This window comes from Aliarcobacter lanthieri, from assembly GCF_013201625.1.
Taxonomy (GTDB): domain Bacteria; phylum Campylobacterota; class Campylobacteria; order Campylobacterales; family Arcobacteraceae; genus Aliarcobacter; species Aliarcobacter lanthieri.
The window spans coordinates 2,157,485-2,171,674 of record NZ_CP053839.1 but is presented as its reverse complement, the minus strand read 5'-3'; the positions used below and the strand labels follow the sequence as shown (position 1 = coordinate 2,171,674).

The following is a 14,190-nucleotide window of genomic DNA, read 5'->3' as shown; positions in this document are numbered from 1 at the left end:
ATTTGTTTCTTAATACATAGAAAAATGAAAAACAATTAACAATATATATTCGGTTTATAAAGATTATTTGAATAAATATATAGGTAAATGGGCCTATAGCTCAGCTGGCTAGAGCGCTCGACTGATAATCGTGAGGTCTCAGGTTCAAGTCCTGATAGGCCCACCATAATAAGATAATCTTTGTTGGGGAATTAGCTCAGCTGGGAGAGCGCCTGCTTTGCACGCAGGAGGTCAGCGGTTCGATCCCGCTATTCTCCACCATATATATTTAAAGAAATTCTAATATAAGTTTTATAGCAGATAAGATTTATATTAGGATTTATCCTAAAGAACACTAAAAAGATAACAATAGTTATTAAAATAGTACGATATTTAAAAATATAATGTTAAAGTCTTTAAAATTTTTTCGTAAGATTAAATAGTAATATTTAATTTTAAATAAAAAAAATTTCATATCAATAATTTGTGATAAATTAGAATAGATTTAATTTATTATATAACTATAGATAGAACACAACTAAATTATTAAATAGAATATATTTAATAAGATAGTAGCCAAAGAATATTATCAAAACAAATTGATAAATATAGCGATATATTTATCAGGCAATAATAAGCTATTAAGGGCTAATGGTGGATGCCTAGACTGTAAGAGGCGATGAAAGACGTATTAGGCTGCGATAAGCCACGGGGAGCTGCCAAAGAGCTTTGATCCGTGGATTTCTGAATGGGGCAACCCAGTATATAGAGATATATATTACCCTACGGGGAGCGAACCTAGTGAAGTGAAACATCTCAGTAGCTAGAGGAAGAGAAATCAAAAGAGATTCCGTAAGTAGCGGCGAGCGAACGCGGATTAGGACAAACCCAATGCTTGCATTGGGGGTTGTAGGACTATAACGTAAATTAAAGATGATAGATGAAATACTTGGAAAAGTGTAGCATAGAAGGTGAAACTCCTGTAATTTAAATCATCAATAATTTTAATAGTATCCTGAGTAGGTCGGAACACGTGATATTTTGACTGAATCTGGGGGGACCACCCTCCAATCCTAAATACTACTTACAGATCGATAGTGAACAAGTACCGTGAGGGAAAGGTGAAAAGTACTGCAGCGAGCAGAGTGAAATAGAACCTGAAACCATTAGCTTACAATCATTCAGAGCCCTATGATTTATCAGGGTGATGGACTGCCTTTTGCATAATGAGCCTGCGAGTTGTGGTTAGTGGCAAGGTTAAGTCAAGTACGAAGCCGTAGCGAAAGCGAGTCTTAATAGGGCGCCATAGTCACTAGCTGCAGACCCGAAACGAAGTGATCTATCCATGAGCAGGTTGAAGCTGGTGTAAGAGCCAGTGGAGGACCGAACCCGCTGACGTTGAAAAGTCTTGGGATGACTTGTGGATAGGGGTGAAAGGCCAATCAAACTTCGTGATAGCTGGTTCTCTCCGAAATATATTTAGGTATAGCCTTGTGTTGTAGCATATAGGGGTAGAGCACTGAATGGGCTAGGGCTGCTTACCGCGGTACCAAACCCTATCAAACTATGAATACTATATGTGGAATCACAGGAGTCAGGCGGTGGGTGATAAAATCAATCGTCGAGAGGGGAACAACCCAGACTAACAGCTAAGGTCCCTAAGTTACATCTAAGTGGAAAACGATGTGGAGTTACTGTGACAACCAGGAGGTTGGCTTAGAAGCAGCCATCCTTTAAAGAAAGCGTAACAGCTCACTGGTCTAGTGATTCTGCGCGGAAAATATAACGGGGCTAAGATGTACACCGAAGCTTTAGACTTGTACTATGTACAAGTGGTAGGAGAGCGTTCTATTCAGCGTAGAAGATGTACCGGTAAGGAGCGTTGGAGCGGATAGAAGTGAGCATGCAGGCATGAGTAGCGATAAAACAGGTGAGAATCCTGTTCGCCGAAAACCCAAGGTTTCCTACGCGATGCTCGTCATCGTAGGGTTAGTCGGGACCTAAGTCGAGTCCGAAAGGGGTAGACGATGGCAAATTGGTTAATATTCCAATACCAACATATAAGCGCGATGTGGGGACGCATAGAGTTAATCGAGGTCACGGATGGAAGTGTGGCTCGAAGGACGTAGGTTGTTAAGTAGGCAAATCCGCTTAACATTAGACCGAGATCTTACAGGCTCTTGACACTCTTCGGAGGAGATGGAGAATCGATGATACTGTCGTGCCAAGAAAAGCCACTAAGTATATTATATGTTGCCCGTACCGTAAACCGACACAGGTGGGTGGGATGAGTATTCTAAGGCGCGTGGAAGAACCCTCTTTAAGGAACTCTGCAAAATAGCACCGTATCTTCGGTATAAGGTGTGCCTACTTTGGTATATGAACTTGCTTCAAAAAGCCAAAGAGGTTGCAACAAAGAGTCCCTCCCGACTGTTTACCAAAAACACAGCACTTTGCTAACACGTAAGTGGATGTATAAGGTGTGACGCCTGCCCGGTGCTCGAAGGTTAACTGATGATGTCAGCGCAAGCGAAGCATTTGATTGAAGCCCGAGTAAACGGCGGCCGTAACTATAACGGTCCTAAGGTAGCGAAATTCCTTGTCAGTTAAATACTGACCTGCATGAATGGCGTAACGAGATGGGAGCTGTCTCAAAGAGGGATCCAGTGAAATTGTAGTGGAGGTGAAAATTCCTCCTACCCGCGGAAAGACGGAAAGACCCCGTGCACCTTTACTACAGCTTGACACTGTAGCTTGGATATTCATGTGCAGGATAGGTGGGAGGCTATGATGACTAGACGCCAGTAGAGTCGGAGCCATCCTTGAGATACCACCCTTGAATATTTGAGTTACTAACTGCGAAGAGTTATCCTCTTTCAGGACAATGTCTGGTGGGTAGTTTGACTGGGGCGGTCGCCTCCTAAATAGTAACGGAGGCTTACAAAGGTTAGTTCAAAGCGGATGGAAATCGCTTGTTGAGTATAATGGCATAAACTAGCTTGACTGTGAGACCTACAAGTCGAACAGAGACGAAAGTCGGTCATAGTGATCCGGTGGTTCTGCGTGGAAGGGCCATCGCTCAAAGGATAAAAGGTACGCCGGGGATAACAGGCTGATCTCCCCCAAGAGCTCACATCGACGGGGAGGTTTGGCACCTCGATGTCGGCTCATCGCATCCTGGGGCTGTAGTCGGTCCCAAGGGTATGGCTGTTCGCCATTTAAAGCGGTACGCGAGCTGGGTTCAGAACGTCGTGAGACAGTTCGGTCCCTATCTTCCGTGGGCGTAGGAAAGTTGAAGAGATTTGTCCCTAGTACGAGAGGACCGGGATGAACGTACCACTAGTGTACCAATTGTTCTGCCAAGAGCATCGTTGGGTAGCTACGTACGGATGTGATAAGAGCTGAAAGCATCTAAGCTCGAAGCCAACTCTAAGATGAACTTTCCCTGAAGTTCCCAGCAAGACTAGCTGGTTGATAGGCTGGATGTGTAAGCGTTGTAAGGCGTTTAGCTGACCAGTACTAATAGAACGTTTGGCTTATTTTTTATTTCTTTGGTTTACTATCTTATTAAGTATATCTTTACTTTATATTTGTGTAGGTTTTTTTTGAAAATTTACTTTTAAGACTTTAACATTATCTTTATTCCTTTAACTCTTTTGTTAAAGTTGAGTATTAAGAGATTATCTCTATGATTCTTTTAATACTCAACTTTGTTAGTGGTTACAGAGAAGTGGAAATACCCAGCCCCATTCCGAACCTGGTAGTCAAGCACTTCATCGCCGATAATACTGCTGGGTCCCCCGGTGGAAACGTAGGTCATCGCTAACTCTTTGAGTCTTTAATACCTTCCCTAAGCTACTTTATCTTGTGTTTTAGGGAAAGTATCCCCTTTTTATACAATTTATTCAATCACCCTTTGTCCTTATATATGCTTTTATCCTTTTATCTTAAATCTTATACTCTTTTTTATTAACATAAATATAGGAACTATATATAATCCATGTATCATAATCTCATATGACAAAGATGTTATTCTTCCCATCATTAAATTTGGTAAAAAGAGACCAAGTGTAACTATTAAAAGTGGTATTCTAAAAGTAAAAATTTTACTAAATTCAAGTAAATTCAGATAGCCTTCTATTTTTTTATCATCAGCCCAAATTCTATATGCAGTTATACCACTAAAAATTGTAAATACTATAAATAGTAATATAGTTGTAGTTGAAAGCGTTATTACTCCTACTAGTGAACCAAGATGTTTATTAGTATTCGAAGAATTAGTAATATCAATTTGATAAAGAGCTAATATCACGCCAATAAAAAATGTCATAATAATCCCAAAAATAACATTAAAAGGACTAGAAAAAATCATATTAAAAATATAAAATGTATTTAAAAATGGATTTGATAAATTCTTTTTTATCAAGAAGTTTTCTAAATAAAAACCAATAATTAATAAAAATATTAGAAAGGTAATAATAAGTAGCACATATTTCCTTATATATGAAATTAATCTTTCTTATCATTTTATTAAATTTTTACAATAAAAGCAAATAACAAAATTTTTTTAGATATAATTTATCAAAATATTATAAATTAGGAGACCCAAGTGGTATTTATAGATAATGTATATGCTGATGAAGTTATGGATTCAAGAGGAAATCCAACTGTAAGAGCAACAGTAATTTTAAGTGATGGTTCAAAAGGCAGTGCGATAGTACCAAGTGGTGCTAGTACTGGAAAAAGAGAAGCCTTAGAGTTAAGAGATGGTGACAATAGATTTTTAGGAAAAGGTGTTTTAAAAGCAGTTGAAAATGTAAATACAAAAATTGCAGATGAGTTAATAGGACAAAGCCCTTTTAATCAAGCAGAAGTTGATGCTATCATGAAAGAGATAGATGGAACAAACAATTACTCAAATTTAGGAGCAAATGCAGTCTTAGGTGTATCTATGGCAACTGCTAGAGCTGCTACAAATTCTTTAAATATTCCATTATATAGATATTTAGGTGGAGCAAACGCTATGACTATGCCTGTTCCTATGTTTAATATCATTAATGGTGGAGAACATGCAAATAATTCTGTTGATTTCCAAGAATATATGATTATGCCTACTGGATTTGAAGATTTTAATGAAGGGTTAAGAGCTGTTGCTGAAATTTATCAAAATCTTAAAAAAGTTATTGATGGTATGGGTGAAAGTACTGCTGTTGGTGATGAGGGAGGATTTGCACCAAATTTAAAATCAAATGAAGAACCAATTCAAGTTATTATGAGTGCTATTACTAAAGCTGGATATAAAGCAGGTGAACAAATCTCTATTGCACTTGATGTTGCTGCTAGTGAACTAATAAATGATTCTGGGAAATATGTATTAAAAAGTGAAAATAGAGAATTGACAAGTGCTGAATTAGTAGCTTATTATGAAGATTTATGTTCTAAATACCCAATAGTTTCTATTGAAGATGGATTAAGCGAAGATGATTGGGATGGATGGAAGATATTAACTGAAAAATTAGGTAGTAAAGTTCAATTGGTTGGTGATGACTTATTTGTAACAAATGCTTCAATAGTTGCTGAAGGTATAAAAAAAGGTATTGCAAATGCAGTATTAATCAAACCAAATCAAATTGGAACGGTAAGTGAAACTATGCAAACAATTAGACTTGCACAAAGAAATAATTATAATTGTGTTATGAGTCATAGAAGTGGTGAGAGTGAAGATGCTTTTATTGCTGATTTTGCTGTTGCTTTAAATTGTGGACAAATAAAAACTGGAAGTACAGCAAGAAGTGATAGAATTGCAAAATATAATAGACTTCTAGAAATTGGTGCAGAAGTAGGTTATGCTGAATATTTAGGAAAACAACCATTTTCTAAAAAATAATGCAAAGAACTAAAAAGAAAAGTGGTATTGGTGGATTTATACTAATAGTGATTTTTTCACTATTAGTAACAATCTATTTTGCTTATCACTGGGTAAATCTTCTTTTTGGAGATAATTCAATAGAAGTCTATAACTCATTGAAACATAGAAAAGAGTATTTGGAAAATGAAATTTCAAGACTTCAGAAAACAAATGCTTATCTACAAAAAGAGTATTTTGAACTTAAAAATTTGGAGCCAGAAGAATGAAAACAAAATTAATTATGCTAACGTTAATATTAACAGTATTTTTAGAAGCAAGGGATAACCCTTTTGCAAAATATGAAGAAGAAACTGGTAGAATGTTTGAAGTAAATGAAACTCCTAAAACTCTTGAAGAAATACAAGAAGCAGAGTATATCAAAAAAGTTCAGCAAGAGATAAATCAACAATCAACTACAACACAAACTTCTACTAAAGCTACTACTCAAACTGCAAAACCAGTTGAGAAAACATACTCAAAAAAAGAAGTTGATAGTTTAATACAAAAAACAAAACAACAAAATGAACAAAAAGCAAAAGAATTGCTAAAAAAAGAGTTAGCAAATGTTAAAAAAGAACCTGAACAAATAGTTTATGTTAAACCACGAGCTGATGTTGAAACTGATGGTAAAACTACTACATTATCAAGTGATAGTGGAATAAGAAATATATTACCATTTTTAAACGTTGAAATTTCTGATGATAAATTGATAATAAAAAGTGAACATACAATGTTTAAAAAGTTTTCTATAGATAAAGAAAATAAACTGGCTCTTGATTATCGTGCAAAAGTATCTTTTACTACAAAAAGAGAAAATATAAACTCTAAAAACTTTAAAAATATCGTTGTTGGGAATCACCAAAAAGGTGGATATTATAGAGTTGCAGTTGAACTTGGAAATAAACCATCAAAATACAATGTTGATGTTGCAAGTGGGACTGTAACTATAAGTTTAAAATAGATAAGAGAACTTATCTATTTTTGTTTTAAAAACATATTCAAATTTAAATGTATAATATCAAGTGCAGCTGGAGTAATACCAGATATTAAACTTGCATTGTAAAGTGTTGGTGGTCTATGTTTTTCTAGCTTTTCTACAACTTCATTTGAAAGTCCTGGAAGCCCTTTATATGAAAACTCATCAGGTATTCTCAGTTTTAACATCTTTTTCATTTTTTCTATTTGTTTTTGTTGTTTTTGAATATATCTATAATATTTTGCTTCTATTATAATTTGTTCTTTTGTGTATTCATCAATATTTGCTAAAGTTGGCACAAGAATATCAAATTTCTGATTGTCAATAGTATTCCTTCCTATCAAATCAATTAATAAAACTTTATCATTGATTTTATCTTCACCTATACTTTCAAGAAGTTCTAAAGTCTCTTTTTTTGAAGTTAGCCAAGTTGAAGCCATAAACTCAATAGCATCATTTAAAATCTTTCTTTTTTCTTCTACTTTTTCTAATTGTTCTTTTGAAATTAATCCTAACTCATATCCATATTGGCTAAGCCTTAAATCAGCATTTTCTTCTCTTAAAAGCAGTCTATATTCAGCTCTTGAAGTAAACATTCTATATGGTTCATGAGTTCCTTTTGTTACTAAATCATCGATTAAAACTCCAATATAAGCTTCATCTCTTCGTAAAATAAAAGGCTCTTTATCATCTATTGCTAAACAGGCATTAATACTTGCCATAAGTCCTTGTGCTGCTGCTTCTTCATATCCTGTTGTTGCATTTATTTGACCTGCATGATAGAGATTTTTTATTTTTTTAGTTTCTAAAGTATGTTTTAGCTCTGTTGGATCAACATAATCGTATTCAATAGCATATCCGTATCTTACAATTCTAGCATTTTCTAAACCACGAACAGATTGAATCATCTTTTTTTGAATTTCAATTGGAAGAGAGCTTGACATACCATTTATATAGTATTCTGTGCACATTGAAGTTTGTGGTTCCAAAAATAGTTGATGTCTATCTCTTTCACTAAATCTTTTTACTTTATCTTCAATACTAGGACAATATCTTGGTCCTAAACCTTCTATTTGCCCTGTATAAATAGGTGCTCTATGAAAATTTTGTGAGATAATATCATGTGTTTCAAGATTTGTATAAGTAACATAGCATGGATATTGTGTTGGATTAAAACTTTTTTTATCCGTTCTGAATGAAAATGGTGCTGGATTTACATCTCCACCATGCAAGTCCATAACTGAGAAATCTATTGAATTTGCATCAATTCTTGATGGAGTTCCTGTTTTTAGTCTTCCTACATCTAATCCTAATTCTTTTAGTTGAGTTGAAAGTGTAGAAGATGGTAATTCCCAAGCTCGACCAGCTGAATAAGTATTTTCTCCAATATGAACAAGTCCACGCATAAAAGTTCCAGTTGTTAGAATGACTTTTTTTGCTAAAAATTCTTCTGTTAATTTTGTCTTTACTCCATATACTTCATTATTTTTTACTAAAAGTTCTGATACTTCATCTTGATAAATATCTAAATTTGGAGTGTTATGGCAAACTTCTCTCATATATGCACGGTATTTATCCATATCAATTTGTGCTCTTGAACCCTGAACAGCAGCTCCTTTTGAACCATTTAAAATACGAAATTGTATTCCAGTAGCATCTGTACAAAGCCCCATTTCTCCACCTAGAGCATCTAATTCTCTAACTAAATGACCTTTTGCTAAACCACCAATAGCAGGGTTACAACTAGCTGCTCCTATTTGTTCAACTAACATAGTGATTAATAGTGTTTTTTTACCCATTCTTGCACTACAAAGGGCCGCTTCTATTCCCGCATGGCCACCACCAACAACGATAATATCGTATTGCATTTATTTTCCTTTTTGAAAGAATATTTCGATTTTATAAAATTAGTTAAAATAAGCTTCTTATGAATTTTGGGCATTATATCCAAATTTTATCTAAAGGTTTTTTAAGTGTTTAATATATATTAGATAAGATATACTAAAGATTATTATTTTTCTCTTAAATATTAATATTTAAAAGAAAATATACTTTTACAATAGAATAATGGCTATTTATAAGCCATTATTTAAAATTTATGGTGTTGGTAAATCAAGAATTGCAGTTGCAATAGAAAAGAATATTAAAACACCAACAGCATCAGTTATTGAAGTAATAAGTGGTGAACTAGCTGATGCTGGGTCTAATTTAAATTTACTTAGTAAAAATGGTAATGACATTCCAACAATACTACCAAACATTACTATAAAAATCATAGATAAAGATACAACTAAAGCTATAGTATATCCACCTCTATAAATACCTATAAAAGTTACAGCTAAAGCCATAGTTATTCCAAGTAAAGTAGCTATAACTAGCTCTTTCCCAAGCATTCCTCCCCAATCTTTTAATTTAATATCTCCTGTAGCCAAAGCTCTTACTGTTAATGTAGCAGATTGAGAACCTGCATTTCCTCCACTACCTATAAGTAATGGTAAAAAGAATACAAGAGCTATATATGCTGATATTGTATCTTCAAAATAAGCTATACCTGCACTTGAAAATATATTACCAAAAACTAAAATAACAAGCCAGTAAATTCTTTTTTTATAAAGAGTTGATATTGTTGCTTCTTTTATATTTGTTATTAAACCTACTTTTCCATGTTTATTTACTTCAACACTTGTACCACTCATTTTTTGGAAATCTTCTTCTGCTTCTTCAATAGCTACATCAATAACATCATCATAAGTGATTATTCCCATAAGTATATTGTTATCATCAACAACAGGTGCTATAACTAAATCATAATCTTTTATTACCCTAACACAAAATTCTATGGGATCACTAGCTTTTAAAGATATAGGATTGCTTCTCATAAAATCTTCTATTAAACTATCTGGTTCTGCCATAATTAATGCTTGTAAAGAGACACTTCCTAAAAGCTCTCTATTTTCATTTATTACAAATGTTTCATAAATAGTTTCAATATCACCAGCAATTTTTCTCAAATATGATATTGCTTCTAATGCATTCATACTAGCTTGTAATGTAGCATAGTTTGATGTCATAAGTGAACCAATTACATTTTCATTATAAGATGATAATTTTATTATATCTTCTTGTTCTGCTTTATTTAAAATAGGTAAAATTCTATCTTGTAGTGTTTCTGACATTATGTTAAATAAATCAGCTCTTTCATCGCTTGGCATTTTTTCAAGAAGTTCTTTAATCATCGTTCTATCCATAAAATCAAGAATAGTTAATTGCATTTGTTCATCTAAATATCCAAATAGTTCTGAACTGCTTTTTAGGGGCATCAAAGATATAAAATTAAAAATATCTTGAGGTTCTAACTCCTCAAAAGCTTCTATTAAATCTACTGGGTATGTATTGTGTATGATTTTTACAATCTCTTTTTTACTTTTATTTTGTATAACATTTTTTATACTAGAAATTAATTCGTTTTTATTCATATTTTACTCCATACAAATTTGTTTAATTTACAATAGTTAAGTATTATATTGATTACAATCTACAAATAGGATTTTAAAGATTATTGTACAAAACTATCAACTTTAGGTTAAAGCAATTTACATGAAGTTTTAATGATTTATAAGAATTTTAAGGTTTATATTAATATTTTAAATACTCAAGTTTATATTAATCATAAAATAAAACTTCATGAATCTACTCTGACTACTATCTGAATCCATCTCCGCTCCTTTTATGAGATATCTAAATTTGTCGTAGTTTAGAAAAATAATTCTTAATTTTTAATTAAGAGAAAAATAATTTATTTATCAATTATAGTCAATATATACAAATTTTATCTAAAGGTTTTTTAAGTATAATCGAAATTCTATTTATGATGGAGTTCAAATGAATTTTATAAAACTAAAAGATTTTATGGAAAATTATCAAATTGCTATATATTTTATAATAATCGCAATTGCTATTCTAATCACTTTTATTGTACCAAATACTTCTAATTTTGAAAGTATGATTAATCCAGCATTAGCTTTAATGTTATTTGTTACTTTTTTACAGGTTCCTATTTCAGAACTATCTCAAGCATTTAGGAAAACTAAATTTATTTTTGCTTTGCTATTTTCAAATTTTATTATTATTCCTATATTGGTTTTTATTCTTATACAGTTTTTACCTGATAATCCTTTATTAAGATTGGGAGTGCTATTTGTTTTATTGACTCCTTGTGTAGATTATGTTGTTACATTTTCTCATTTAGGAAAGGCTGATTCAAAATTAATTCTTGCTTCAACACCTATTTTATTAATAATTCAAATGTTACTATTACCAGTATATTTATCTATGTTTTTAGGTAAGGAAGCATCTAATTTAGTAGAAATAACACCTTTTATAGAAGCTTTTATATTCTTAATTTTAATCCCTTTTGTGTTAGCAACATTTTTTCAAATATTTTCTAAAAAAAGTATTTTTATAGAAAAATTAGTAGATATTTTCAATCTTCTTCCTGTTCCTTCAACAGCTTTTGTTTTATTTGTTGTTATATTGACTGTTATTCCACAATTAAGTCAAGCTATAAATGATATTTTATTTATTATTCCCATTTATATAGCTTTTGCTATTATTGCACCTATTATTGGATTTAATATTGGTAGATTATTTATATTTGAAGTAAAAGAAAAAAGTGCAATAGCATTTAGTTCAGCAACAAGAAATTCTTTGATTATTTTACCGTTGGCTTTAGCTATTCCAAATGCTTTACCTTTACTTCCAGCTGTTATTGTTACTCAAACTTTTATAGAGTTGATTAGCTCAATAATATATATATTTATTTTTAAAAGATTAAATAAGAAAGGTTTTTAAGTGTTTACAGGACTTATTAGAGAATTAGCAAAAGTTGAAAGTTTTACAAATAACTTTTTAACATTAAAAGCACAATATAATCCTAAAATAGGGGATTCAATAGCTGTAAATGGATCTTGTTTAACTGTTGTAAAAATTCAAAAAGGTAGTTTTACTGTTGAGTTGTCTCCAGAAACTCAAAAAATTATAGCTATGGAAAACTATAAAAATGAAGTTCATATAGAACCAGCAATGCAAATGGGAGATAGATTTGAAGGGCATATTGTACAAGGGCATGTTGATTGTGTAGGAACGATTTCAAAAATAGTACAAAATGGAAATTCAACAGATTTTTTTATATTACTTCCTAAAGAATTTATGAAATATATTATTTCAAAAGGAAGTATAACTATTGATGGGGTATCTTTAACTATAAATGAAGTTTTTAAAGATAGTTTTAGACTTACAATTATTCCACATACAATTCAAAATACACTTTTTAAAAGATACAAAATTGGATCAAAGGTAAATATAGAAACAGATATGTTTGCAAGATATGTTTACAATTTATTTAAAAAAGACAATAGTTTAACTTGGAGTGAAGTAGATAAGATAATGGCTAGTTATTAAGATTTTCTTCTAATTGTTTTATTTCTTCAGGATTTTTTAAATCATCATCTAAATTGTTTATTTTTTTGTAAGTATAAAAATATCTTTTTTTAAGCGGACTAGCATATGGTTTAATAGTTGCAATTTTCATATCTGGGAACTCTTTTATTTCTGTAACTTTTCCAACTTTTAAGCCTTCAAAGAAGATATTATCCATACCAGAAGTTATAACTTCATCACCAATATGAATATCAGACCAAATAGGAATAAATTTTACAAAAAGTTCATCTAAATTATCAGCAGCAGTTACAATACCAGGACTTTTATCTGCTCCTATAAAGACAGCATATGTACAATCTTTATTTCCATTTAAAAGACCTATTAGTTTTCCTTGTTTGTTCAGAGCAATTCCAGATGCATAATTTTCAGAAATTAATCCCAATATTTTATTATTTGGTTCAGGAACTCTATCTAACCAAACATTTGTAAAGTCATCAAAATTTATATATGATAAAACTCTTATTATCTCTATTTGAGAATCTACATCTGGGAGTTCAACATTTTTTATAAACTCTTTAAAATTATTAATTCTTGCATGAGATTCATTATAAAGTATTTTATACTCTTTTAGTTCTATATTTTCAGTTTGAAGTTCTTTTATCATTCGTTCATGTTCAAAGTGATTTGCAATTTTTTCTGATACAGAAATATATGTATTTATATATGCAGTTTTTATTGTTGAAAATACACTAAAATGTTTTGCTAGAAACTTATCTAATTCAAAAAGATAAGCTAGTCCAGCAATTAAAAATAGAAAAATAAAAAGTATTCGCTTCATTTAAAAATTAAGAGTTTTTCATATCTTCTATAACTTTTAAAAGCTCTGGTTCATCAAGAACTTGGCTTGTTCCATAAGCAACAGATAATAGTGGTTCTTCTGCTATTTTTACAGGAATTTTTACAATTTCCATTAGATATTTATCTAATCCTCTAATTAAAGCACCACCACCAGTTATGATAATACCATTATCAACAACATCTCCTGCCAAATCAGGTGGCATATTTTCTAAAACACTTCTAATAGCTGAAGCAATCTCTTTTAGAGGTTCTTTAATTGCAATTCTTATTCCTTCACTACCTAGTTCAATAGTAGATAAATATCCAGAATGATCTTTACCTTTAATTTGTATTTTTAGTTCAGGTTCTAGTTTTACAGCTGCTCCTATTTCTATTTTTACAGTTTCAGCAGTTCTTTCACCTATGAATAAATTATAGTTTTGTCTTACATATTCGATAATTGATCTATCTATTTTATCTCCACCAACTTTTACACTTTTACATAAAACTAATCCACCTAAACTTGTAACACCAATTTCAGTAGTTCCTCCACCAATATCAACAATAACGTGTCCTTCTGGATCTGAAACTGGAATTCCTGCTCCAATAGCTGCTGCCATTGGTTCTTCAACTAAAAATACTTCTCTTGCCCCAGCACTCATAGCAGATTCTTCAACAGCTTTTCTCTCAACTTGAGTAATACCATAAGGGATACAAATAATTACTCTTGGACGAATAAATGATTTTCTTGAGTGAGCTTTTTCGATAAAGTATCTAATCATTCTTTCAGTCATTTCAAAATCTGCGATAACTCCATCTTGCATAGGTCGAACAGCTTGAATATTTAAAGGAGTTTTACCAAGCATTCTTTTCGCTTCTTGACCAACTGCTAAGATTTTATCTTTACCATGTCTATCATTTTGTACTGCTACAACTGAAGGCTCATTTATGATAATTCCTTTTCCTCTTACTGAAACAATTGTATTTGCAGTACCTAAATCTATCGCCATGTCGTTTGAAAAAACGCCAATTAATTTATCTAAAATCATTT

The 14,190-nt window shown here is 31.8% G+C and carries 10 protein-coding genes, 2 tRNA genes and 2 rRNA genes; 9 read left to right on the top strand and 5 right to left on the bottom strand.

Annotation, left to right across the window (positions count from 1 at the left end):
* The first annotated feature begins 89 nt into the window (after positions 1 to 89).
* From ALANTH_RS10875 to rrf, 4 genes are all read left to right on the top strand, one after another.
* Positions 90 to 166, top strand: a tRNA-Ile gene (locus tag ALANTH_RS10875).
* A 19-nt stretch (positions 167 to 185) separates the two neighbouring features.
* Positions 186 to 261, top strand: a tRNA-Ala gene (locus ALANTH_RS10870).
* A gap of 349 nt (positions 262 to 610) precedes the next feature.
* Positions 611 to 3,523, top strand: a 23S ribosomal RNA gene (locus ALANTH_RS10865).
* A 168-nt stretch (positions 3,524 to 3,691) separates the two neighbouring features.
* A 5S ribosomal RNA gene (gene rrf / locus ALANTH_RS10860) occupies positions 3,692 to 3,807 on the top strand.
* A gap of 106 nt (positions 3,808 to 3,913) precedes the next feature.
* On the opposite strand, the gene ALANTH_RS10855 is transcribed toward rrf, so the two are convergent.
* Complete coding sequence (locus ALANTH_RS10855) at positions 3,914 to 4,468, bottom strand: hypothetical protein (protein WP_026808322.1); 555 nt, start codon at positions 4,466 to 4,468, stop codon at positions 3,914 to 3,916.
* A gap of 120 nt (positions 4,469 to 4,588) precedes the next feature.
* Here ALANTH_RS10855 and eno point away from each other — a divergent pair, with 120 nt between their 5' ends.
* Genes eno through ALANTH_RS10840 form a run of 3 tightly spaced genes read left to right on the top strand, consistent with a single transcriptional unit; the run spans position 4,589 to position 6,848 of the window.
* The gene (eno, locus tag ALANTH_RS10850) at positions 4,589 to 5,866 is read left to right on the top strand and encodes a phosphopyruvate hydratase (RefSeq protein ID WP_026808323.1); all 1,278 of its coding nucleotides are present in this window, start codon (positions 4,589 to 4,591) and stop codon (positions 5,864 to 5,866) included.
* Positions 5,866 to 6,114 (top strand): FtsB family cell division protein, encoded by a 249-nt coding sequence (locus ALANTH_RS10845; protein ID WP_029888414.1) that lies wholly within the window; start codon positions 5,866 to 5,868, stop codon positions 6,112 to 6,114. Before eno ends, ALANTH_RS10845 begins: the two co-directional genes overlap by 1 nt.
* Positions 6,111 to 6,848, top strand: a complete 738-nt coding sequence (locus ALANTH_RS10840; protein WP_026808324.1) for an AMIN domain-containing protein — start codon at positions 6,111 to 6,113, stop codon at positions 6,846 to 6,848. The genes ALANTH_RS10845 and ALANTH_RS10840 overlap by 4 nt, the downstream gene beginning before the upstream one ends.
* A gap of 14 nt (positions 6,849 to 6,862) precedes the next feature.
* On the opposite strand, the gene mnmG is transcribed toward ALANTH_RS10840, so the two are convergent.
* Both mnmG and mgtE read right to left on the bottom strand, forming a co-directional pair.
* The gene (gene mnmG, locus ALANTH_RS10835; protein WP_026808325.1) at positions 6,863 to 8,731 is read right to left on the bottom strand and encodes a tRNA uridine-5-carboxymethylaminomethyl(34) synthesis enzyme MnmG; all 1,869 of its coding nucleotides are present in this window, start codon (positions 8,729 to 8,731) and stop codon (positions 6,863 to 6,865) included.
* Positions 8,732 to 8,959: 228 nt separating this feature from the next.
* Complete coding sequence (gene mgtE, locus ALANTH_RS10830) at positions 8,960 to 10,339, bottom strand: magnesium transporter (RefSeq protein WP_026808326.1); 1,380 nt, start codon at positions 10,337 to 10,339, stop codon at positions 8,960 to 8,962.
* A gap of 406 nt (positions 10,340 to 10,745) precedes the next feature.
* Between mgtE and ALANTH_RS10825 the strand changes: the two genes are divergently transcribed.
* A complete protein-coding gene (locus ALANTH_RS10825; RefSeq protein ID WP_026808327.1) occupies positions 10,746 to 11,714 on the top strand; it encodes an arsenic resistance protein in 969 nt (322 codons plus the stop codon).
* Complete coding sequence (ribE, locus tag ALANTH_RS10820; protein WP_026808328.1) at positions 11,715 to 12,323, top strand: riboflavin synthase; 609 nt, start codon at positions 11,715 to 11,717, stop codon at positions 12,321 to 12,323.
* Here ribE and mreC read toward each other — a convergent pair.
* Both mreC and ALANTH_RS10810 read right to left on the bottom strand, forming a co-directional pair.
* Complete coding sequence (gene mreC, locus ALANTH_RS10815) at positions 12,313 to 13,140, bottom strand: rod shape-determining protein MreC (RefSeq protein WP_026808329.1); 828 nt, start codon at positions 13,138 to 13,140, stop codon at positions 12,313 to 12,315. The genes ribE and mreC overlap by 11 nt on opposite strands.
* Before the next feature lie 7 nt (positions 13,141 to 13,147).
* Positions 13,148 to 14,188 carry a rod shape-determining protein gene (locus ALANTH_RS10810; RefSeq protein ID WP_026804194.1) on the bottom strand — a complete coding sequence of 347 codons (1,041 nt, stop codon included), beginning with the start codon at positions 14,186 to 14,188 and terminating at the stop codon, positions 13,148 to 13,150.
* Positions 14,189 to 14,190: the final 2 nt, after the last annotated feature.

Bases quoted from the DNA above. Each gene is read 5' to 3' on its own strand.
- ALANTH_RS10845 (WP_029888414.1), top strand. From the start codon at position 5,866: ATGCAAAGAACTAAAAAGAAAAGTGGTATTGGTGGATTTATACTAATA.
- ALANTH_RS10840 (WP_026808324.1), top strand. From the start codon at position 6,111: ATGAAAACAAAATTAATTATGCTAACGTTAATATTAACAGTATTTTTA.
- mnmG (WP_026808325.1), bottom strand. From the start codon at position 8,731: ATGCAATACGATATTATCGTTGTTGGTGGTGGCCATGCGGGAATAGAA.
- ALANTH_RS10825 (WP_026808327.1), top strand. From the start codon at position 10,746: ATGAATTTTATAAAACTAAAAGATTTTATGGAAAATTATCAAATTGCT.
- mreC (WP_026808329.1), bottom strand. From the start codon at position 13,140: ATGAAGCGAATACTTTTTATTTTTCTATTTTTAATTGCTGGACTAGCT.
- mgtE (WP_026808326.1), bottom strand. From the start codon at position 10,339: ATGAATAAAAACGAATTAATTTCTAGTATAAAAAATGTTATACAAAAT.
- ALANTH_RS10810 (WP_026804194.1), bottom strand. From the start codon at position 14,188: ATGATTTTAGATAAATTAATTGGCGTTTTTTCAAACGACATGGCGATA.